The sequence below is a fragment of the Psychrobacter sp. I-STPA6b genome (genome assembly GCF_020662265.1).
In the GTDB taxonomy this organism is placed as follows: domain Bacteria; phylum Pseudomonadota; class Gammaproteobacteria; order Pseudomonadales; family Moraxellaceae; genus Psychrobacter.
The window spans coordinates 460,430-479,758 of record NZ_VEWM01000010.1 but is presented as its reverse complement, the minus strand read 5'-3'; the positions used below and the strand labels follow the sequence as shown (position 1 = coordinate 479,758).

20 protein-coding genes are annotated in these 19,329 nt (G+C 39.2%); 14 read left to right on the top strand and 6 right to left on the bottom strand.

All coding sequences use genetic code 11. The features are described 5' to 3' along the window. Positions 1–215: 215 nt before the first annotated feature. The 4 genes from FHK88_RS02375 to FHK88_RS02360 all read left to right on the top strand — a co-directional run bounded on the left by FHK88_RS02375 (position 216) and on the right by FHK88_RS02360 (position 2,904). Positions 216–869, top strand: coding sequence for a hypothetical protein (locus FHK88_RS02375; protein ID WP_227429170.1), 654 nt, complete (start codon positions 216–218; stop codon positions 867–869). Positions 870–960: 91 nt separating this feature from the next. Next, entirely contained in the window at positions 961–1,341 is a 381-nt protein-coding gene (locus FHK88_RS02370) for a hypothetical protein (protein ID WP_227429169.1), read from the top strand. Positions 1,342–1,376: 35 nt separating this feature from the next. After that, on the top strand, positions 1,377–1,814 hold the full coding sequence (locus FHK88_RS02365; protein WP_227429168.1) for a hypothetical protein: 438 nt from the start codon (positions 1,377–1,379) through the stop codon (positions 1,812–1,814). 91 nt (positions 1,815–1,905) lie between these two features. Then, positions 1,906–2,904 (top strand): SMI1/KNR4 family protein, encoded by a 999-nt coding sequence (locus FHK88_RS02360; protein WP_227429167.1) that lies wholly within the window; start codon positions 1,906–1,908, stop codon positions 2,902–2,904. A gap of 419 nt (positions 2,905–3,323) precedes the next feature. Here FHK88_RS02360 and FHK88_RS02355 read toward each other — a convergent pair whose 3' ends face one another. After that, positions 3,324–3,542 carry a hypothetical protein gene (locus FHK88_RS02355; protein WP_227429166.1) on the bottom strand — a complete coding sequence of 73 codons (219 nt, stop codon included), beginning with the start codon at positions 3,540–3,542 and terminating at the stop codon, positions 3,324–3,326. A gap of 149 nt (positions 3,543–3,691) precedes the next feature. Here FHK88_RS02355 and FHK88_RS02350 point away from each other — a divergent pair, with 149 nt between their 5' ends. Next, complete coding sequence (locus tag FHK88_RS02350; protein WP_227429165.1) at positions 3,692–4,561, top strand: leucine-rich repeat domain-containing protein; 870 nt, start codon at positions 3,692–3,694, stop codon at positions 4,559–4,561. A gap of 75 nt (positions 4,562–4,636) precedes the next feature. Here the strand turns inward: FHK88_RS02350 and fadA are convergent, their stop codons facing one another. Both fadA and fadB read right to left on the bottom strand, forming a co-directional pair. After that, positions 4,637–5,809 (bottom strand): acetyl-CoA C-acyltransferase FadA, encoded by a 1,173-nt coding sequence (gene fadA, locus FHK88_RS02345; protein WP_227429164.1) that lies wholly within the window; start codon positions 5,807–5,809, stop codon positions 4,637–4,639. A 43-nt stretch (positions 5,810–5,852) separates the two neighbouring features. Continuing rightward, positions 5,853–8,018: a fatty acid oxidation complex subunit alpha FadB gene (gene fadB, locus FHK88_RS02340; RefSeq protein WP_227429163.1), complete on the bottom strand. Its 2,166-nt coding sequence runs from the start codon at positions 8,016–8,018 to the stop codon at positions 5,853–5,855. Positions 8,019–8,345: 327 nt separating this feature from the next. Here fadB and FHK88_RS02335 point away from each other — a divergent pair, with 327 nt between their 5' ends. The 4 genes from FHK88_RS02335 to FHK88_RS02320 all read left to right on the top strand — a co-directional run bounded on the left by FHK88_RS02335 (position 8,346) and on the right by FHK88_RS02320 (position 12,213). Next, positions 8,346–9,389 (top strand): polyprenyl synthetase family protein, encoded by a 1,044-nt coding sequence (locus FHK88_RS02335; RefSeq protein ID WP_227429162.1) that lies wholly within the window; start codon positions 8,346–8,348, stop codon positions 9,387–9,389. A gap of 40 nt (positions 9,390–9,429) precedes the next feature. Beyond that, on the top strand, positions 9,430–9,882 hold the full coding sequence (locus FHK88_RS02330; protein ID WP_227429161.1) for a diacylglycerol kinase: 453 nt from the start codon (positions 9,430–9,432) through the stop codon (positions 9,880–9,882). Further along, positions 9,883–10,806 (top strand): DUF72 domain-containing protein, encoded by a 924-nt coding sequence (locus FHK88_RS02325; RefSeq protein WP_227429160.1) that lies wholly within the window; start codon positions 9,883–9,885, stop codon positions 10,804–10,806. Positions 10,807–11,001: 195 nt separating this feature from the next. Continuing rightward, a complete protein-coding gene (locus tag FHK88_RS02320; RefSeq protein WP_227429159.1) occupies positions 11,002–12,213 on the top strand; it encodes a metal-dependent hydrolase in 1,212 nt (403 codons plus the stop codon). A gap of 3 nt (positions 12,214–12,216) precedes the next feature. On the opposite strand, the gene FHK88_RS02315 is transcribed toward FHK88_RS02320, so the two are convergent. The 3 genes from FHK88_RS02315 to FHK88_RS02305 all read right to left on the bottom strand — a co-directional run bounded on the left by FHK88_RS02315 (position 12,217) and on the right by FHK88_RS02305 (position 14,076). Then, complete coding sequence (locus tag FHK88_RS02315; RefSeq protein ID WP_227429204.1) at positions 12,217–12,552, bottom strand: S26 family signal peptidase; 336 nt, start codon at positions 12,550–12,552, stop codon at positions 12,217–12,219. A gap of 54 nt (positions 12,553–12,606) precedes the next feature. After that, a complete protein-coding gene (gene sodN / locus FHK88_RS02310) occupies positions 12,607–13,095 on the bottom strand; it encodes a superoxide dismutase, Ni (RefSeq protein ID WP_227429158.1) in 489 nt (162 codons plus the stop codon). A gap of 351 nt (positions 13,096–13,446) precedes the next feature. Further along, a complete protein-coding gene (locus FHK88_RS02305; RefSeq protein WP_227429157.1) occupies positions 13,447–14,076 on the bottom strand; it encodes a superoxide dismutase in 630 nt (209 codons plus the stop codon). A gap of 430 nt (positions 14,077–14,506) precedes the next feature. On the opposite strand from FHK88_RS02305, the gene rdgB reads away from it, so the two are divergent. The 5 genes from rdgB to clpX all read left to right on the top strand — a co-directional run bounded on the left by rdgB (position 14,507) and on the right by clpX (position 19,260). Further along, the gene (gene rdgB, locus FHK88_RS02300) at positions 14,507–15,163 is read left to right on the top strand and encodes an RdgB/HAM1 family non-canonical purine NTP pyrophosphatase (protein WP_227429156.1); all 657 of its coding nucleotides are present in this window, start codon (positions 14,507–14,509) and stop codon (positions 15,161–15,163) included. A 207-nt stretch (positions 15,164–15,370) separates the two neighbouring features. Further along, positions 15,371–16,708: a trigger factor gene (gene tig, locus FHK88_RS02295; RefSeq protein WP_227429155.1), complete on the top strand. Its 1,338-nt coding sequence runs from the start codon at positions 15,371–15,373 to the stop codon at positions 16,706–16,708. A 187-nt stretch (positions 16,709–16,895) separates the two neighbouring features. Then, complete coding sequence (locus tag FHK88_RS02290) at positions 16,896–17,036, top strand: hypothetical protein (RefSeq protein ID WP_227429154.1); 141 nt, start codon at positions 16,896–16,898, stop codon at positions 17,034–17,036. A gap of 131 nt (positions 17,037–17,167) precedes the next feature. Then, complete coding sequence (gene clpP, locus FHK88_RS02285) at positions 17,168–17,845, top strand: ATP-dependent Clp endopeptidase proteolytic subunit ClpP (protein WP_319800142.1); 678 nt, start codon at positions 17,168–17,170, stop codon at positions 17,843–17,845. A gap of 140 nt (positions 17,846–17,985) precedes the next feature. Beyond that, positions 17,986–19,260, top strand: a complete 1,275-nt coding sequence (gene clpX / locus FHK88_RS02280) for an ATP-dependent Clp protease ATP-binding subunit ClpX (RefSeq protein WP_227429153.1) — start codon at positions 17,986–17,988, stop codon at positions 19,258–19,260. Positions 19,261–19,329: the final 69 nt, after the last annotated feature.

The window sequence follows — 19,329 nt, the reverse complement described above, 5'->3', positions numbered from 1 at the left end:
TTTTAGAAGCTTCTATATTAAAGAGATTCTGCTTTTATAAACAAATTTTAATAACTCTTAGAGATGGGGAATAATCCCTGCCACCCGATGCTGATTCACCCCAATACAGGACAAAAGCTTTGCTTCATGTAGCATGAGCATCAAAGAAAGGATAATATACTTTTTAGAACATTATAAAAATATAATCTAGTTAAAAGGAATATAAAGAATTAATCATGCACCTAAATAAATCATCATTAATTAAAAAGATGAATCAGCTTATGCTTGAATATGCTGATGATATCGTCCCTGTTGAACGTAAACAGGTTACAGATTTTTTTGAAGAAATTAACATCTCTTATCGAGAAGACTATATTGACTTTTTAGCAAAATTTGGTGGTAATTACTCTAAAATGTTTCAACGATTTGAGTTTGATTGTACATTTCGAGAGATAAGCAAAATATATTTAGAAGAGCGAGTAGAAGAGTTACCTTCTAAAGGCTACTGTGTTATTGGTAATCAGTTAATGGCAGATTGGTTTGTTATAGAAAATAGTACTGGAAGAATATTTAACGACTATCCTACTAAGGATGACCCTATTTCAGATACAGCTGTCTTTGAAAATATTGATATTTTTCTTTGGGGGTTTTTATATTTTACCTATCTTGATAATTTTAAGTATCAAGGTTATACAAAAGTATTAGCTGAAGAGTTGGACATTCTATTACCTAATAATAAACTGGTTGAGATAGGATATTGGCGATTATCAGTTTATATCAAAGAAAATAAAGTATATTTATACTATAAAGGCACTGATTCTTATAAAGGTGATAATGAAGTATTTATACATACCCTTACTGATGACTTTGTAAAACGGTTGTATGAGTAACTATTTTATATAACCTTCTAGCTACTAAATAGCACTAAGCCCAGATAAGCAAAGAGTTATTACTGTTATTGATTAAATATAGGATTGTGTTATGAATATAAGAGAAACAAATAATATAAACACTGAAAATCCACAATGGAGGAAAGAACATGAGAGTCTTATAACCTATTTTCAAAACGTTTTTGATGAATATCGAGAAGGAAAAATAGATTTTCATGAATATAAATATAGACTCGTTGGTAGCGCAAGTGGACTTGAATATCATATTAATTTTAAATATTCATTATATGATTTAATAGATGCTTGGATGGAGAATGTAGAATACTGTTGCCTTGAAAAAGACTGGTATAAATATGGTTTAGAAGTTGGTTGCTTTATACTTGAAGGTCTTGATAGCTTTCCTAATAAAGTTTTTCTTCCTGAGAACTCAGATCTTGTTAGAAATAATCTAACAAGATATTTAGATAGCTAAAAACACAAGAGCAATATAGCAACTAGAAGATAACAATGAGCCTTAATAAATCTGCATATTTTAATATTAACTTTTTGGATTTTCCAACTATAAACAGCAATAATAAATCTCAATTTGAAAGCTACTTTATAGACTATAGCCCAAGCAAATGGGAAGTAGGTTCATGTGGTGCATCATTTGTATATTTTGATTCAGATGAACAGAAATATTCTTTAGTAGTTATGCAAGATTCTAGATATGGCTTTTGTTTAATGTATGAGCCTTCATCAAATGGATGTTATTCTTTAGGTGATAAGAGTCTATTGACTAATTTTGTTGAAAATTATGATGAAATTACTATGCCACTTGGGACTTATATTTCTCCTGAACAGGCTTGGTTAGCAGTGGCAGATTTTTTAGATAATCCCTATCAACCATCACAGAGAATAAAGTGGGTGAATGATAATGATATTTCATGGACTGATATTTTTTAGTTAAAACCCATAAAAATTTTAGCAAAAGCCATAGAACGACAAAATGCACCCAAATAAATCATCATTAATCAAATAGAGAGTGAATAAAATAATGAGTTATATAGAAGAAGTCGCCCAAGGTAGATGGTATCAACCTGAGTTGGTAAAAGGCTATAGTGAAGATGAAATAAAACAGATAGAAGCACTTTATGGCATTTGTATTCAAGGAGAGTTTAAACAGTTTATGCGCTGTATGGGACGCTCTTCGGGTGGGTTATTAGCAGAAGATAGTATAATGCTATATAACTTTCAGCCTACAATACATATGATTCTTTATAAATCCTATAATGATGAGCTTTTATATTCTAGTGGTTATGACTTTTCCTATAAAAACTCTTTTTTCTTTGCTTGTCTTTCAGAGACTCATCTATATTTTTTAAAAACAACTTCTGATAATCCTGATAGAGTCTATCATCATGTAGAAGGTTCAGAAGATATAAGAGATACAGGTCAAAATTTTACTGAATTTTTAAAAGGGGTGGTGATAAATTTTGGTGATGATACCCCACAAGACTTGCAATACCGTTATACTGGAGAGTTATTACCACAATCAACCCATATTGGTGCAGAATATGTGGATGATTATCTAAACAAACAACAGGCTTATATTAATGAATTAATCAAAATTCACCCTAACCGCCATTATGATATCACCCAAATCAAAGGCTTTAGCTTAAGTGAAATATCAGCATTTGAACATGTTTATAAAATTCAGATTACTGGACAGCTTAAAGACTTTATGCACTATATGGGGCGGTCATCTGGTGGGTTACTAAGTGATGATTTTATTTTTTATAATAAAATGAGTTTAATAGAAAAAGTATATTATATTGACAGCGTTTTAGAAAATAGATGGAGAGACCCAGATAATTATAATCAAGAGGATAAATATTTTATATTTATGACTTATAAACGAGATAATCATTTCTTTTTAGTGACCAATCGTAAAGATGCAGATATGGTGCATCATTATAATAGCTATGACCTAATTTTCGCCAAAACAGGTAAAACCTTTTTAGAGTTTATCAAAGAAGTGATTAAATATAGTTAGTTTTTACTGAGAAGAAGTTCAGATAGACCATCAGTAAAACTTATAGAGTATGCTAGGATAGCATCACAATACCATCTTATTCACCTAAAATATCGACCACCACTATGACCAGACGCTCTGCCCCTTTTGTTGCCCCCGACCATACTGATTGAGAACCTACAAAGTCTCCAAAAGTCTCTCCTTGGTCAGTACATTAAAGACTGTTAAATGCTCATCTCTATAGGGAAATTTAGGCAGATTTTATACAAAATTAGAGTATGACTATACTCCTTGTAAGTTAGTCAATCTAAAATACTGTTGGAACAAGAAAGCCAGTGACGAAGGATATATGATATATAGTATTGCGGGAAGGCTATCACCATTTTGTATAAATTTAGCGATAGCCCATTATACTAATATCAACAGATATCTATTTCAGACTAAAATCCAACCTCTTTTGACATCTCACCCATCTGCTGATTAACACAAGCTTCATTGGCGATTTTACCTGCTTGTTGTTCACTGTTACCATTAGCTATGGCTATGCTATAGTTTTTTTCATACATAGGGTTACCAGATTGGCACGGATTACTGGTGGTGGCACATCCTGCTAGTAATATGAGCATGGCTGACGATAGAGCAATAGATAAATATTTCATTAAAAAATCCTTAAATATTAATAATTTACATTATTTACCTTCCCATTTATATACCCTTTGCATAACCAATGCAATATCCTTTTGGTATCAACCACTCAATGAAGTTTGCATGGCATAACACTGCAAATAAGCAAAAATAAGGCATACAGATGACAGACTTATTCAGCAACAATAATGATTGGACACAAAAAATCTTTGCTTGGGCAGATGAGTTTGAAATTCCAGAGAATGAAATCCCACGAGATGAAGAAGAATTGCTAGCCATGACTGAGCTGGAAATTGACCGCTCTTTTATAGGTAAAGACCATCTGCCTAAAATTACTTATCTTCCAGATGAGATTGGATATCTAATCCATTTAATACAGCTTGATATTGGGTGGAATAAACTCACCACACTACCTGAGAGTATTGGAAAGCTAAAGCACTTAACTATATTGGATATTTATTACCATCATCTGACTGAATTACCTGAAAGTATTGGAGAGCTTATCAATTTAAAAAAACTTGATATTGCATGGGGTAAACTCACTAAACTACCGCAATCAATTGGGCATCTGACAAACTTAACCATACTGAATATCAGTGATAATCAACTGACCGAACTTCCTAAAAGCATTGGGCAACTGAGTAATTTAACAGAACTTTATATTGATGGTAATAAACTCACTAAATTGCCTGAAAATATCGGTCAACTAATTAGTTTAGAAAAGCTTAGTATTGGGAATAATCAACTCACCAAACTACCTGAAAGTATCGGACAACTAACTAAATTAGAACAACTTGGCATTGAGTGGAATAAACTCACTAAACTGCCTGAAAATATCGGACAACTTACTAATTTAACAGAGCTTGATATTAGTAGTAATCAATTAACTAAGCTACCTGAAAGTATTTGTCATCTAAAAGAATTAAAGCAACTTGATTTAACAGGCAATCCACTGACTGAGCTATCAAAACCTGTCAAAGATTTTTTACGCACCATACCTCGTGTTGATGGCTACAATAAATCAGAATCATAACAAACAAAAAAGGCAGGTCACCATAAGCAACCTGCCTTTTTCACATCAATCAAAAACAGTTAAATCAATCGATGATTAGATACGCTCAATCACAGTCGCAATACCTTGACCCAAACCAATACACATGGTCGCAAGTCCAAACTGTGTGCCTTTTTGCTCCATCGCATTAAGCAAGGTAACGGTAATACGAGCACCAGAACAGCCCAATGGGTGTCCAAGAGCAATCGCACCTCCATTGACGTTGACGATATCTTGCTTATCTAATAAGTTAAGCGACTTTAACACTGCCAAACTTTGTGCCGCAAAGGCTTCGTTTAGCTCAATGGTTTGCATATCATCAAGGCTCATGCCAGCACGTTTTAGTGCTTTTTGAGTAGCAGGGACAGGACCATAACCCATGATGGCTGCGTCACAACCTGCAACCGCCATGCCACGAATTCTGGCACGAGGTTTTAGCCCCAAGTCTTTAGCTTTTTGAGCCGACATTACCAACATGGCAGACGCACCATCAGACAATGCCGATGAGGTCGCCGCCGTTACTGTACCGTTTTTGGGGTCAAATACAGGGCGTAGTTTTGCCATTTGCTCCATTGAGCCATCAGGACGAATCACTTCGTCAACGGTACAAAGCTGTAGATGACCATTTTCATCATGCCCTTCGATACCGATGATTTCGTTATCAAAGCGACCTTCTTGTGTCGCTTGCCATGCACGGCGATGTGATTCAAGACCAAAGGCATCTTGCTGTTCACGCGTAATGCCATTCATACGACCCAACATTTCAGCAGTTAAGCCCATCATATTTGAGGCTTTGGCATAGTGCTTTGAGGCTTCAGGGTTGATGTCGATACCATGCATCATGCCGACGTGTCCCATATGCTCAACACCACCGATGATAAAGGTGTCGCCCTGCCCTGTCATGATTTGAGCAGCAGCGGTGTGTAGTGCCTGCATAGATGAGCCACATAAGCGGTTAACGGTTTGTCCGCCCGCAGTTTTTGGAATATCAGCCAGCAAGCCGATGTTACGACCGATATTCATGCCTTGCTCTAGGGTTTGGTTTACACAACCCCAGATAACGTCTTCCACATCATTGGTATCAAAGTCGTTACGCTCAACTAAAGCACGCACCAATTCAGCAGACATACTGTCAGCACGTACATTGCGAAACATACCATTCTTTGATTTACCCATTGCAGTACGCACGCCATCTACGATGACCACGTCTTTTGGACTTAAAGTTGTCATATTAAACTCCTTTCAATTTTTTTATTCGTTTGTCATCGTCTGTTTATGCGGATGTGGTGGGGTAAAATTTTTCACCAGCAGCTGCCATGTCACGGATTTTTTGTGGGGCTTCATAGGCTTTACCTAGATGAGCGTATTTTTCACACAATGCTAGGTAGTTATCTAAGCCTAATTGGTCGATATAACGGCAAGGACCACCACGGAACGGTGGGAAACCAACACCCATAATCATTGCCATATCGGCTTCAGCAGGAGTTGCTACGATGTTGTCTTCTAGGCAACGAACGGTTTCGTTACAGAAAGCCAACATCATACGGTCGATGATGGTTTGGTCGTCAAACTCTTGTGAACCATTGTCTGTTACTGCTTTTAGCAAGTCATAAGTGGCATCATCAGCGACTTTTTTGGGCTTACCGCGTTTGTCTTTTTCGTATTTATAAAAGCCCACGCCATTTTTTTGACCCAAACGATTATTTTCAAATAGGTGCTTAATCGCCCCTTTATAGTCAGGTTTCATACGGTCTGGGAAACCTTCTGCCATCACTTCGGCACCATGAACGCCAGTATCTAAACCAACGACGTCAATTAAGTAAGCAGGACCCATTGGCCAGCCGAATTTTTCCATGACTTTATCAATGTGTACAAAGTCCGCACCTTCTTTAAGTAGCAAATCAAACGCACCAAAGTAAGGGAACAACACACGGTTTACCAAAAATCCGGGGCAGTCATTGACCACAACAGGCACTTTACCCATACGCTGTGCTAGGGCAACAGTAGTGGCAATCGCCTCTTCAGAAGATTTTTCACCACGAATAACTTCAACCAATGGCATACGGTGTACAGGGTTAAAGAAGTGCATACCGACAAAGTTTTCTGGACGCTCAAGCACTTCGGCAAGGTGAGTAATAGAAATTGTTGAGGTATTAGAGGCTAGGATACAGTCTTCTTTAACCAAGCCTTCGACTTCTTTTAGCACCGCATGTTTGACTTTTGGATTTTCGACCACAGCCTCAATAACAATATCCGTTTCACCAAAGTCACCATAATTAAGCGTTGGACGGATGCGACTTAGGGTTTCGCCCATTTTGGCAGGGGTCATTTTGCCACGCTCGACTAATTTGCCAAGCAGTTTGCTTGCCTCTCCCATACCAAGGTCTAACTGTTCGGCTTTGATGTCTTTCATGATAATGGGTAAGCCTTTGCTGGCAGCTTGATAAGCGATACCACCACCCATGATACCTGCACCCAATACGGCAGCTTCATTGATGTCGTGAGCTTTGGCACTGTGCTGTTTTGCCAGTTTCTTCACTGCTTGGTCGTTTAAGAATATACCAACTAAGCTCTCTGCTTGTGGCGTTTTAGCAGCTTTGACAAAGTTATTGGCTTCAACTTCGATGGCTTTGTCACGTGGCATATTCACGTGTTTTTCAATCGCCTCAATGGCTAAAGCCACGGCAGGATATTGTTTTGGATTGGCTTTGGCAAAAATCATGCCCTTAGCACTGTTAAACGCCATCGCTTGTTCAAGCTGATTTAGCTTAACAGGGTTTAGTTTTTCTTCACGTTTGGCTTGCCAATCAAGCTCACCTGAAATGCACTTTTTGACCAAATCAATGGCAGCATTTTGCAGGTCATCAGCAGAAACCACCGCATCAACCAAGCCAAGTTTTAACGCATCAGCAGGTTTTTGTGGTTTACCAGTAGCGATAAGCTCTAGTGCATTGTCGATACCCAAAATACGAGGGGTACGCACGCTACCACCAAAGCCGGGGAAAATACCAAGCTGAGTTTCGGGCAGACCGATTTGGGCTTTATCACTCATCACACGGTATTCACATACCAATGTCATCTCACAACCACCACCTAAAGCAGCCCCATTAATGGCAGCAACTTTGGGGAATGGTAAGTCTTCAAAACGGTTAAATACTTGGTTAATCTCAAGTAGCCAAGATAGGATTTGTTCTTCTGGTTCTTCAAAAATCCCCAAAAATTCGGTAATGTCTGCCCCTGCAATAAACACGCTTTTGCCCGAGGTAACGACAAGACCTTTGACCTCGTCCGCCTGCTCTAAGGCACTGACTGCCTCGGCAAATTGTTTGTTAGTTTCGGCATCAAATTTATTAACGCTCTCATTTTCGGCATTAAACTGCATATTGGCAATGCCATCATCTAGCATTGATACCGAAATGCGATTACCTTGATAAATCATTCGTATCTCCTTGTTGTTCTGTGTTTGTTGTGTCACTGTGACTTTTATTCTGACATATCCAAAAAATGGCAATAATAATCATCAATGATTATTATTAGATTGAACATACCATGATAAAATGACAATAATTTTGCTCACTGTTTGGAAAGTGTGTGGTGAGGGTCTATTGAACATTCAACAGCCCCTAGCTTAATTACATTCTTCAACAGCCTGAAAACAAGACCTAGTTTAGGGGATTTGCCCCCTGACTGTCACAAACTTAACCTTGACTGATAAGTCATAGTTTATAATTCACACTGACTGTATAGCCAATAATTTAGGGAAATTATGCCTGCTACCACTGCTCACACCACATTCCATGACCTGCAAACGCTGACTGTGCAACAGCTTAATGAGGATATTGAGCGATTATTTAACTCTATTCAATTATCTGAACCATTAAAAAGTGCCTGTGAATATGCGGTATCAGGGGGCGGAAAACGGGTGCGTCCGTTATTGGTTAGCAGTGCTTTTGCCACCGTTTTGGCTCATCAATCAGCCAGCCAATTAACAAACCAAGCAACTAGCCAGCCTGTAACCTCAGCCTTCATTTTAAATAGCATGTGTCGCCGAGCCATGTTAGCAGTGGAATTATTGCATGCCTATTCTTTGGTGCATGATGACTTGCCTTGTATGGACGATGATGAGCTACGGCGAGGCAAACCAACCTGCCATGTGGTCTATGGTGAGGCGACTGCTCTACTGGTCGGTGACGTATTGCAAACATTGGCATTTGAAGTGCTTAATGCTGAATTACAAGGCTTTGAGCCTGCCGATGAAACGGTTGCCATGCAACTATTAACCATCTTTGCCCCTAGAGCCAGACGTATGGTTATTGGGCAAATGCAGGACTTACAAGCTGAAGGCAAACATATCAGCCAACAGCACTTGCAAGCCATTCATCGAGATAAAACAGGGGCATTGATTGAGGCATCGGTATTGATGGGTGGGATTTGCGGTTATGCAAATCATGCTAATACAGATATCAAAAATCAAGCTCAATCCTTGCAAGCTCAACAGCAAGCCCTATTACAGTTTGCCCAAAAAATTGGCTTAGCTTTCCAAGTGCAAGATGATATTTTGGATGTTACCCAATCTACTGAAACGCTTGGCAAACCTGCTGGCAGTGATGAAAAATTGGACAAATCCACCTATGTTAAATTGATGGGTATTGAGCCTGCCAAAGCCTACGCCAAACAGCTTTTTGTTGAGGCAAAAGCTGATTTATTAGCACAATTTACCAATTCTAATCATACTCACTCTAATAACAATATAAGCGAAAATAATGCATTAATTGAGTTAGCAGAATGGCTATGGCAACGGAATAAATAACTAACCAATATAAGCAAATAAGCAAAACAAGGCACACAGTATGCAAAACCCCAAACACTCTGGCCACAATAACCACGCCGAACACACACCCAATCAAGGGGAAAAAGTTGCTGACAACTTTGCCAGTGAGGTCAAAGGTAAAGGCGGATTTAGCCGTATTGTCAAAGCATTCGGCTATTCTCGTGATGGCTTTATGGCGGCCTATAAAAATGAGGAAGCGTTTCGGCAGGTACTATGGCTTAATTTAGGGCTATTTGTCGCATTGATATTTATGCCATTTGCTTTAGTGATTAAAATGATTTTAGTCTTTGCCTCCTTTGTATCCTTAATCGTTGAGCTGTTTAATACAGGGATTGAGGCAAGCATTGACCACACCTCCACCGAGCGTCACCCCTTAGCAAAAATCGGTAAAGATGTCGGCTCTGCTGCCCAGTTTTTGGCATTAACCCTGTTATTTATCTTATGGGTGATGGCATTAGCGTCAGCTTTTTAAATGATGAACAATCCCACGCAAAAAATCTATATCGGCACTGGCGGTTATAGTGATACCGATTTACTCGGTACGCTATATCCCACAGGCACAAAAAAGAGTGACTTTTTAACTCATTACGCCAACCATTATGGAGCAGTTGAGATTAACAGCACCTTTTATGCTCCCATCGGGCAAAAAGCCATTGCAGGTATGTTAGAAAAATCGCAAGACTTCTCCACTATCTTATCAAATCAGCCATTACCCGACCTATTTGCTGATAGTCCAACAGATACAACACCAAGCACAACAGTAAACACAGCAAATAGCAAAAAATCACCACTCAAATTTGCCTTAAAACTGCACCAAGATTTTACCCATGTGCGTCCACATACAGATGGTAGCATCGCCAAACATGCCCAAGCCTTTTTAAACGTGCTATCACCGCTGATAGAGGCGGATTGTCTTGCCCCACTACTACTACAATTTCCGCATGGCTTTGACCGTACCCGAGAAAATCGTTTGTATTTGGCACAGTTGGTAACGTATTTTGCTGAGTTTGAATTGGCGATTGAGTTTCGTCATGCCAGTTGGCACGTTGCCCAAGTTGAGGACAGCTTTCGTAAACAAGGCTTGATTTGGTGTAGTGTTGATTATCCTAAGGTCAATGGTTTGCCCAATTCTCGGTTTTTATTAACCAATCGTACAGGCTATCTACGTTTACATGGCAATAATCTGAATTGGTGGGACTCACAATCGGCAAGCGAACGCCACGATTACCGCTATACAGAAACAGAGATGCAAGGTTGGGCAAATACCATCGCCAATCAGCGACAACATTTTGATACGCTTTATATATTCTTTCAAAACACCACAAAAGCCCATTCTTATTATAATATTCAGATGTTAACTAAGGCATTGATAAATTTAGGGTTTGAGGTGCTATAGCCAAATCAAAATAAGAACCTGTATTCATAAGTCAAAATTAGGGTATTTTTAGATTAAAATGGCGTAATACAAGGCAAATTTGGGGTGAATAGTTATTCTATTTAACCCAACATTTAACGCAGTAGTACGTCTATTTTAGGCAAAAAGCCACCATTGTGAGTTGTGAATACAGGTTCTAGAACTAGGGCAAACTTTATGGATTCATTAACACAGATTGTACTAGGGGCAAGTGTGCAAGGGGCGATATTGGGTAAATATCAAGGTCGCCGAGCCTATATTTATGGGGCAATGCTGGGTACACTTCCTGATTTGGACGTGTTGATATCCTACCCTGACCCGATTAGCAGTATGACTTACCATCGAGGCTTTAGCCACTCACTGTTTGTATTGACCGCAGTGGGGATTGGTGGGGCATGGCTGATTAGTAAATTTTATCAGTGGCGAGGGCAACCCCTACCCTATTCCACCAGCCGATTGGCAGTGGCGATGACCTTGGCACTGACCACCCACCCATTGCTTGATAGCCTGACGGTGTATGGTACACAGCTATTTTGGCCGTTTAACCCACCACCGACCAGTATTGCTTCAATGTTTATCATTGACCCGATTTATACCATTCCGCTATTAATTGCCATGATGGCAGGACTTATCAAAGGCAAACGGCTTGCTTATGTGCAAGGGGTGAATGGTAGCAAATTAAAGCACCAATCCAAACAATGGTTTGCCAACTGCCAACGCTTTACCCTATATATGCTTCTTATATCAAGTAGCTATCTGCTGTTATCCATTGGGCTAAAATATATCGCCCAAAATAAAGCCGAACAGACACTTGCCAATGCCAATATTAACATTGCCCGTATCAAAACCATGCCGATGTTACCCTCAACGATTATGTGGCGTAGCCTTGCCCAGACACCAACAGGTCAGCTTTACGAAGTGCGAGGCAGTTTGCTTGATAAACGCTTGCCTGAATATCGGCAGTTAAACCAATATCAGCAGTCCAATGACATCAAATCACAAATCCCCACTGCCAGCCAGCCCCACACCGAGCGGTTAACGTGGTTTACCGATGGTTGGACAGCATATCGCCAACAACCGATGACGGATAATAAACAAGGATTGGTGATTGAGGATTTACGGATGATGGTGGGTGATGAGCCGTTATTTAGCTTTGTGGTTGCCACAGCAGATGGTGACAATAGCAATAATGGTAAGGGTAGTTATAGCCAAGCCAACTGGCAAGCGATAACCCCAGATTATAGCCGTCTGCATAAGATAGAGTTTGAAAAGGATAAGGTCACCGAAACCGGCAAGCCTGTACCAGACGCTCGCTTAGAGATGGTCAAAAATGGCTTTCGCCGTATGCTTAATGAAAACGAGGGAACAGATGGTTGGGAAGTGCCTTGATGCTCACCCATTCACCCACCACACTACTTTACCAATTACTTGTTCTACTTCTACCCGTCCCATCTGCTCAGTACTGACACTTTGGCTCGGATTATCACCCACTAAATATAGCCCTGTAATAGTACGTTTATCATCATACTCTATCTGACAGATACGCTTAATAATATCGCCATACCGTGAATGATGTACTGCAACAATATCACCAACTTTAAGCGATTGTTGCCAGTGAATCCCAAATCTTTTGGCATTGATTGCAAAACCCATCACCAATACAAAAGCACCCGACTCAAGGGTCGGGTGCATGCTGTTACCAGTGACTTTTAAAATACGTAATCGCAACAAGGTTAGTTTCTCTTGTTATGTGCGTGTTAAATACGTTTATATAACTTAGGCTTAACCTAGTTTTGGATAAACGGTTTCTACTTTTGGCTCATAAGGGCAAGTGGCACGATAAGTTTCCACACCTTTGGTTTCCCAAAAGATTTCGGCAAATTCATTAACCAAGTCAACAAGCTTTTGTGCTTTTTCCACACTCACGCTTTGCTTGGCTGCAGAGCCAGCCATCATAATACTATGGGTCAATTCATGAATATTAGGATACTTTTCTAGTAACTCACCTTTAAAATAATCACCCCAAATCACACGGATTTCATGTTTTACAGATTCGGCGTGTTTTTCTTTATCAGCTACCAAACGTACTAGCTTGGCTTGGTCTTCTTTGCTATCGCCTAAACCATCAATTTGGTGGCAATAACGCAATACGCTTAGCGCAAAAATTTGTGCAGGGGTGCTGTCATAGATACCACAAGGGATATCACAATGAGCAGAAACGGTAGAAAATGGGCGGGCAGTATCGAACTTTTGTAGTAGGCTATGCAACATGAGGGTTTCCTTATGGTCTTGTATTATCAATTTAATTGAGATATTTTTTTACTGCTTAGTAATACATCAATAATTACTTAATTATATTGATAAATTATAATAAATACAATCATTAAAATCTTATCTGATACTAATAATAATATGTATTTTTCAAGTTCCACCATAACGTGATTAGCTATAAATGTAAATAGCTAAGAGAAGCAATGTCTAGATTTTATTTAGCAATAATGTTGTCCTAAAAACAAAGATAGCCACCCTATAAAGTAGACATAAAAAAAGACACCTTATCTTTAAGGTGTCTTTTTTAAAACAAAAACTAGAACTTATTAATATATAAGCTCTTATTATACTTTACTCTTCAACGCCAGCATCTTGCCCTTTGTATTTGGCATTGGCATAGTTCCAGTTTACTAACTTGTCTAAGAAAGTATCTACATAGTCAGGACGACGGTTACGATAGTCGATGTAGTAAGCATGCTCCCATACATCACAAGTCAACACAGCAACTTTACCATGAGCCAGTGGCGTATCTGCATTGGCAGTTTTCATGATAGATAGCTTACCACCTTCGCTATCAGCAACTAACCAAGCCCAACCTGAGCCAAATTGTGATGTTGCTGCATTTTTAAATTCTTCACGGAACTTTTCATAACTACCAAAATCTTCTTCGATTTTAGCTTTTAGGTCACCTGTTGGCTCACCACCACCATTTTCTGGTGTCATACAGTTCCAATAAAAGGTATGATTCCATACTTGCGCAGCTTGGTTAAACATACCTTGCTTGCTATCATCTTTGGCAGTTGCAATGATGATTTCTGGCAGAGTTTTGCCTTCTAACTCTGAGCCAGGAAGCATTTCATTAAGCTTGGTTACATACGCATTGTGGTGTTTATCATGATGAAACTCTAAGGTTTCAGCGCTGATATAAGGCTCTAGGGCATCTTTTGCGTAAGGTAGATCAGGTAAAGTAATATGAGACATGGCTTTAATTATCCTTGGCTGGTCCAATAACACATTTAGATGAGATACCCCTCTGTTTGGTCAACTCACAAATGACGAACTCAGGGGGTGCCATATTGTATATCATACTGACTATGACCAAATCTATCTTATCTAAATGCTGTGAATAAATTGGCTAAATGAGGGGGTTTCTCTTAACGTTTTGACCCATATTTTTCTATTTAGATATACATCTAAATTCAGCATGGGATGCTACTTTAAGAAAGTCCCTATAGACTATAATTAAATTACGGGATTTAACTTTTAAGAGAGATAAGTTATGCTTGCTAACTTAATGTGGGCGAGTATAACAATGTTTAATATAACTGTCCGTTACTTATTGTTATTATTGGAAATTATTATTATTCAGGATTTTAAAACACAGGCTTAATATACAGTTTAATGAGGTACTATGCACAATATTTCCCACGACTTTTCACATAGCAAACCCTGCGATTTTTCATCATCACGCTGGGTTTTAGCAAGTAATAACAAAGGTAAATTAGCAGAATTACAACGCCTACTTACCCAAGCAAAACTCAATGTAGACATCATACCGCAAGGTGAGCTTAATATTGAGGATGCAGTAGAAGATGGTTTAAGCTTTGTCGAAAATGCTATTATTAAGGCACGTCATGCCAGCCGTATTAGTGGTCTACCTGCTATTGCTGATGATTCTGGCTTATGTGTACCTATTTTAGGTAATGCACCGGGTATTTATTCAGCACGTTATGCTGGAGAGCATGGGAATGATGCTAAAAATAATGCCCAACTTGTCAAAAACTTACAACCCATACGTCAAGCCAATCCTGACCAAGCTATCATAGGGCAGTTTGTGTGTGTGCTAGCCTTGGTTCGTCATGCAGATGACCCTCTACCTATCATTGCACAAGGCATATGGGAAGGAGAAGTCTTAGACAGTCCTAGAGGAGTTAATGGATTTGGTTATGACCCTTTATTTTGGCTACCTCAACAAAAACTTAGTGCTGCTGAGCTAAGTGCTGAGCAAAAAAATGCCATCAGCCACCGTGGACAAGCCATTCGTACTTTAATTGCGCAGCTCAAGTAGATATTTTTTACTTTAATAGCCAGATAGACTATACTGTTCTACTTTTAAAATTTTGTTGTAACACCCAATTTCTATATTTATATTATTTGTATTTATCAGGCAGTCCAAAAATAGATGCACCCCGCCGTTTATTATCGGCATCATAGATAGCGCATCAGACTGTCACCCATATCAACCCCAAGCTATATTTAACAAGGTGTATTAAACATGGCAACAGATCTACAAGTCACGACAAACAAAGTCTCTGACAATAAAACTCAACTTACTGTAAAAGTTCCTGTCGAGAAAATCCAAAATAAAGTCGAAGGACGCATCCGTCAGGTTGCAAAAACGGCAAAAATTGATGGTTTCCGTAAAGGGAAAGTACCTGTCTCTCACATCCGTGCTCAATTTGGCGCTGGTATTCAACAAGAAGTTATCAACGATGTGATTCGTGATACTGTCTTTGAAGCCATTCGTGAAGAAGACGTTCGTGCAGTCGGTATGCCAAACATTGATGATGTAAAACTAGAAAATGATTTCCTAGTTTACCAAGCTACTGTCGAAATTTTCCCAGAAGTAGAAGTACAAGGTGTCAGCGAAATCGAAGTTGAACGTCAACTAGCCAGCGTCAACGATGAAGATGTTGATACGATGATTGAAAACCTACGTAAACAGCGTCAAGAGTTTGTTGAAAAAGACGGTGCTGCAGAAGAAGGCGACCAAGTAACATTTGACTTTGAAGGTAGTATTGATGGTGAGAAGTTTGAAGGTGGTAGCAGCGAAGACTTCAAACTGGTTTTAGGTAGCAACCAAATGATTCCAGGTTTTGAAGATGGTATCAAAGGGTTAAAAGCTGAAGAAGAAAAAACCATTGATGTCACTTTCCCAGAAGATTATCAAGCAGAGAACTTAGCGGGTAAAGAAGCACAGTTCAAAATCAATGTTAAAAAGGTTGAAACAGCTCAACTACCTGAGCTAAATGATGAGTTCTTTGAATTATTTGGTGTTAAAGAAGGCGGTCTTGACCAGCTAAAAGTAGACGTTCGTAAGAACATGGAACGTGAAATCAAAAACGCTGCGCGCAATCAAGTAAAACAAGCTGCTTTTGATGCCTTACTTGAGAAAAATGAGTTTGAAGTTCCAGCAGCCATGCTAGAGCAAGAAATTGACCGTCAACGTAACATGATGATGCAACGCTTTGCGCAGCAGTTTGGTGCAAACCCAGATAACTTTAGCAAAGACATGCTTCCAGATGAGCTATTTGAAGATCAAGCATTGCGTGCTGCTCGCTTAGGTATCATCGTCTCTCGCCTAATCGAAAGCCAAGATATCAAAGTTGACCAAGAGCGTGTAACAAACTTCATCAAAGAGGCTTCTGAAAACTATGAAGACCCAGAAGAAGTTATCGAATACTACACCAACGATAAACAGCAACGTGCTAATATCGAATCAGTTGTATTAGAAGATCAGGTTGTTGACTATATTTTAGAGCAGGCAAATGTCACTGATAAAGAGGTCAGCTATCAAGAGCTACTTGCTGCCCAACAGCAACAAATGGTATAACTTCGACTGATTGTTACACCATTAATCACTTTTGCGTGACTCTATGCCCTGACACCTTCTGTTGGGGCATTTTTATTTAGCCAAACCCATTAACTCTTGGCATAATGTATAATGATTAACGCCTTGATATATGGGGTTATTGCCCCAATCTAGTTTAATTACCAATTGACGATTCAATGATTTAGAAATGAATGATTTAGAAATGAATGATTTAGAAATGAATGATTTAGAAATGAATGATTTAGAAATGAATGATTTAGAAATGAATGATTTAGAAATGAATGATTTAGATTATTTAACAACCACATCATTCACTGTATCCAGATAACTGAATCCAAACAACTTTGCCATCATGGCTATCATAAATATATTATATTTGCTCAACTTGCATCTATAGATAGAATGAGTAGAAAATCATTAAAGTAGCATATTAACAGACTCTTGTTTAAAGGACAGACTATGACTGATTATGACCGTATTACCAACAACCCACATTTTGATATTTTAATGAGCGCCCACCAAAACGCCACATCAGCGCCTCAAAGCGCCCTTGTACCGATGGTGGTTGAGCAATCTGCTCGTGGTGAACGCTCATTTGATATTTATTCTCGTCTACTGCGTGAGCGTGTTATCTTTTTGACTGGTCAAGTTGAAGATAATATGGCAAATTTGATTGTCGCTCAGATGCTATTCTTAGAAGCAGAAAATCCTGACAAAGACATTCATCTATATATCAACTCACCTGGTGGCTCAGTCAGTGCAGGTTTGGCAATCTTTGACACTATGAACTTCATTAAGCCTGAAGTCTCAACCATTTGTATGGGTGGTGCATATAGTATGGGTTCATTCCTACTAGCTGCTGGACAAAAAGGCAAGCGCTATGCGTTGGCAAATTCACGTGTGATGATTCACCAACCATCCGGGGGTGCACAAGGTCAAGCAACTGATATTGAAATTAATGCCCGTGAAATTCTAAAAATTCGTGACCGCCTAAACCGTATTTTGTCAGAGCGTACAGGACAACCTCTTGAAAAAATCGCACAAGATGTTGAGCGTGACTACTGGCTAGATGCTCAAGAAGCTAAAGAATATGGCTTGGTTGATGAGGTACTAGAACGTCGCCCTGAGTCAGAATAACCCTGACCATATCTCACTGTGTCTGTGTGCAGGTATCAAATATATTCTGATATCTGCCCGACTCAACCAAATACGTTCTATCTATTGCCCACAATATACGCAATAATAGCAATACGAGTTCATTTTTTAGGAGTGCCTTTATGGCAAAAGATAATACCCCTCACTGTTCATTTTGTGGTAAATCCAAAAGTGAAGTCAGCCAGCTTATCGCCTCTGATAATGCCAATATCTGTAATGAATGTATTGAGCTATGTACTGACTTAATCGCTGATGGTGTTGTCGATACCACAGATGATTCTGAAATAGATACTTCATGGATTAATAAAAAACTACCCACACCCAAAGAGTTGCGCGCTCACTTAGATGATTACGTCATTGGACAAAGCACCGCTAAAAAAGCACTTTCTGTCGCTGTCTATAATCACTATAAGCGCCTTAAAGTTAGCCAACAATTGGCACAAGATAAGAAAAAAGCCAAAGTTGGTGCAGATGATGCCATGGTTGAGCTGGCAAAAAGCAATATCCTGCTCATTGGTCCGACAGGCTCTGGTAAAACATTATTGGCACAAACCCTAGCTCGCCTTCTGGATGTACCATTTGCCATGGCAGATGCAACCACATTGACTGAAGCAGGCTATGTCGGTGAAGATGTCGAAAACATCGTACAAAAGCTACTACAAGCCTCTGACTATGATGTTAGTAAGGCAGAGCAAGGCATCATTTATATTGATGAGATTGATAAAATCAGCAAAAAAGGCGAGAACCTTTCCATCACCCGTGACGTTTCTGGTGAAGGCGTACAGCAAGCCTTGCTCAAACTGATTGAAGGAACGGTAGCAGCCATTCCACCACATGGTGGACGCAAACACCCTCAACAAGAGCTGATTCAAGTAGATACCAGCAATATTTTGATTATTGTTGGTGGTGCATTTGCTGGACTAGATAAAGTCATTCAACAGCGTACTGAGAAAACAGGCATTGGCTTTAATGCCGATGTAAAATCTAAAGAAGATAGCCGTCAGCTAACAGACTTATTTAAAGAAGTAGAGCCAGAAGACCTTATCAAGTTTGGTCTGATTCCAGAGCTGATTGGTCGTCTACCTGTCATCGCAACCCTAGAAGAGCTGGATGAAAAAGCATTGATGCAAATCTTAACTGAGCCTAAAAATGCATTGGTTAAGCAATATCAATACTTATTTGATATGGAAGGTGCAAATATCACCTTTACTGAAGATGCACTCGATGCCATCGCTAAAAAGGCTATGGAGCGCAAAACTGGTGCACGTGGTCTCCGCTCTATTGTCGAAAATGCGCTACTAGAGACCATGTATGAGCTACCATCAATGGAAGGTATTCAGAATGTCACTGTTGATGCAGAAGTCATCAATGAAGGCAAAACACCAGAGATGAGTTAAAACTCATACTGCCTTGTATACGTAACGTTATCATATAAAGCAACAAGTGTCATACTTGTTGCTTTTTTA

What these genes read in the sequence shown, in the direction of transcription:
- sodN (WP_227429158.1), bottom strand. Translation starts at nt 13,095, where the DNA reads ATGTTGCATAGCCTACTACAAAAGTTCGATACTGCCCGCCCATTTTCT.
- FHK88_RS02320 (WP_227429159.1), top strand. Translation starts at nt 11,002, where the DNA reads ATGGATTCATTAACACAGATTGTACTAGGGGCAAGTGTGCAAGGGGCG.
- clpX (WP_227429153.1), top strand. Translation starts at nt 17,986, where the DNA reads ATGGCAAAAGATAATACCCCTCACTGTTCATTTTGTGGTAAATCCAAA.
- rdgB (WP_227429156.1), top strand. Translation starts at nt 14,507, where the DNA reads ATGCACAATATTTCCCACGACTTTTCACATAGCAAACCCTGCGATTTT.
- FHK88_RS02350 (WP_227429165.1), top strand. Translation starts at nt 3,692, where the DNA reads ATGACAGACTTATTCAGCAACAATAATGATTGGACACAAAAAATCTTT.
- FHK88_RS02335 (WP_227429162.1), top strand. Translation starts at nt 8,346, where the DNA reads ATGCCTGCTACCACTGCTCACACCACATTCCATGACCTGCAAACGCTG.
- fadA (WP_227429164.1), bottom strand. Translation starts at nt 5,809, where the DNA reads ATGACAACTTTAAGTCCAAAAGACGTGGTCATCGTAGATGGCGTGCGT.
- FHK88_RS02330 (WP_227429161.1), top strand. Translation starts at nt 9,430, where the DNA reads ATGCAAAACCCCAAACACTCTGGCCACAATAACCACGCCGAACACACA.
- FHK88_RS02325 (WP_227429160.1), top strand. Translation starts at nt 9,883, where the DNA reads ATGATGAACAATCCCACGCAAAAAATCTATATCGGCACTGGCGGTTAT.
- FHK88_RS02370 (WP_227429169.1), top strand. Translation starts at nt 961, where the DNA reads ATGAATATAAGAGAAACAAATAATATAAACACTGAAAATCCACAATGG.
- FHK88_RS02290 (WP_227429154.1), top strand. Translation starts at nt 16,896, where the DNA reads ATGAATGATTTAGAAATGAATGATTTAGAAATGAATGATTTAGAAATG.
- clpP (WP_319800142.1), top strand. Translation starts at nt 17,168, where the DNA reads ATGACTGATTATGACCGTATTACCAACAACCCACATTTTGATATTTTA.
- fadB (WP_227429163.1), bottom strand. Translation starts at nt 8,018, where the DNA reads ATGATTTATCAAGGTAATCGCATTTCGGTATCAATGCTAGATGATGGC.
- FHK88_RS02305 (WP_227429157.1), bottom strand. Translation starts at nt 14,076, where the DNA reads ATGTCTCATATTACTTTACCTGATCTACCTTACGCAAAAGATGCCCTA.
- FHK88_RS02360 (WP_227429167.1), top strand. Translation starts at nt 1,906, where the DNA reads ATGAGTTATATAGAAGAAGTCGCCCAAGGTAGATGGTATCAACCTGAG.
- FHK88_RS02375 (WP_227429170.1), top strand. Translation starts at nt 216, where the DNA reads ATGCACCTAAATAAATCATCATTAATTAAAAAGATGAATCAGCTTATG.
- tig (WP_227429155.1), top strand. Translation starts at nt 15,371, where the DNA reads ATGGCAACAGATCTACAAGTCACGACAAACAAAGTCTCTGACAATAAA.
- FHK88_RS02365 (WP_227429168.1), top strand. Translation starts at nt 1,377, where the DNA reads ATGAGCCTTAATAAATCTGCATATTTTAATATTAACTTTTTGGATTTT.
- FHK88_RS02355 (WP_227429166.1), bottom strand. Translation starts at nt 3,542, where the DNA reads ATGAAATATTTATCTATTGCTCTATCGTCAGCCATGCTCATATTACTA.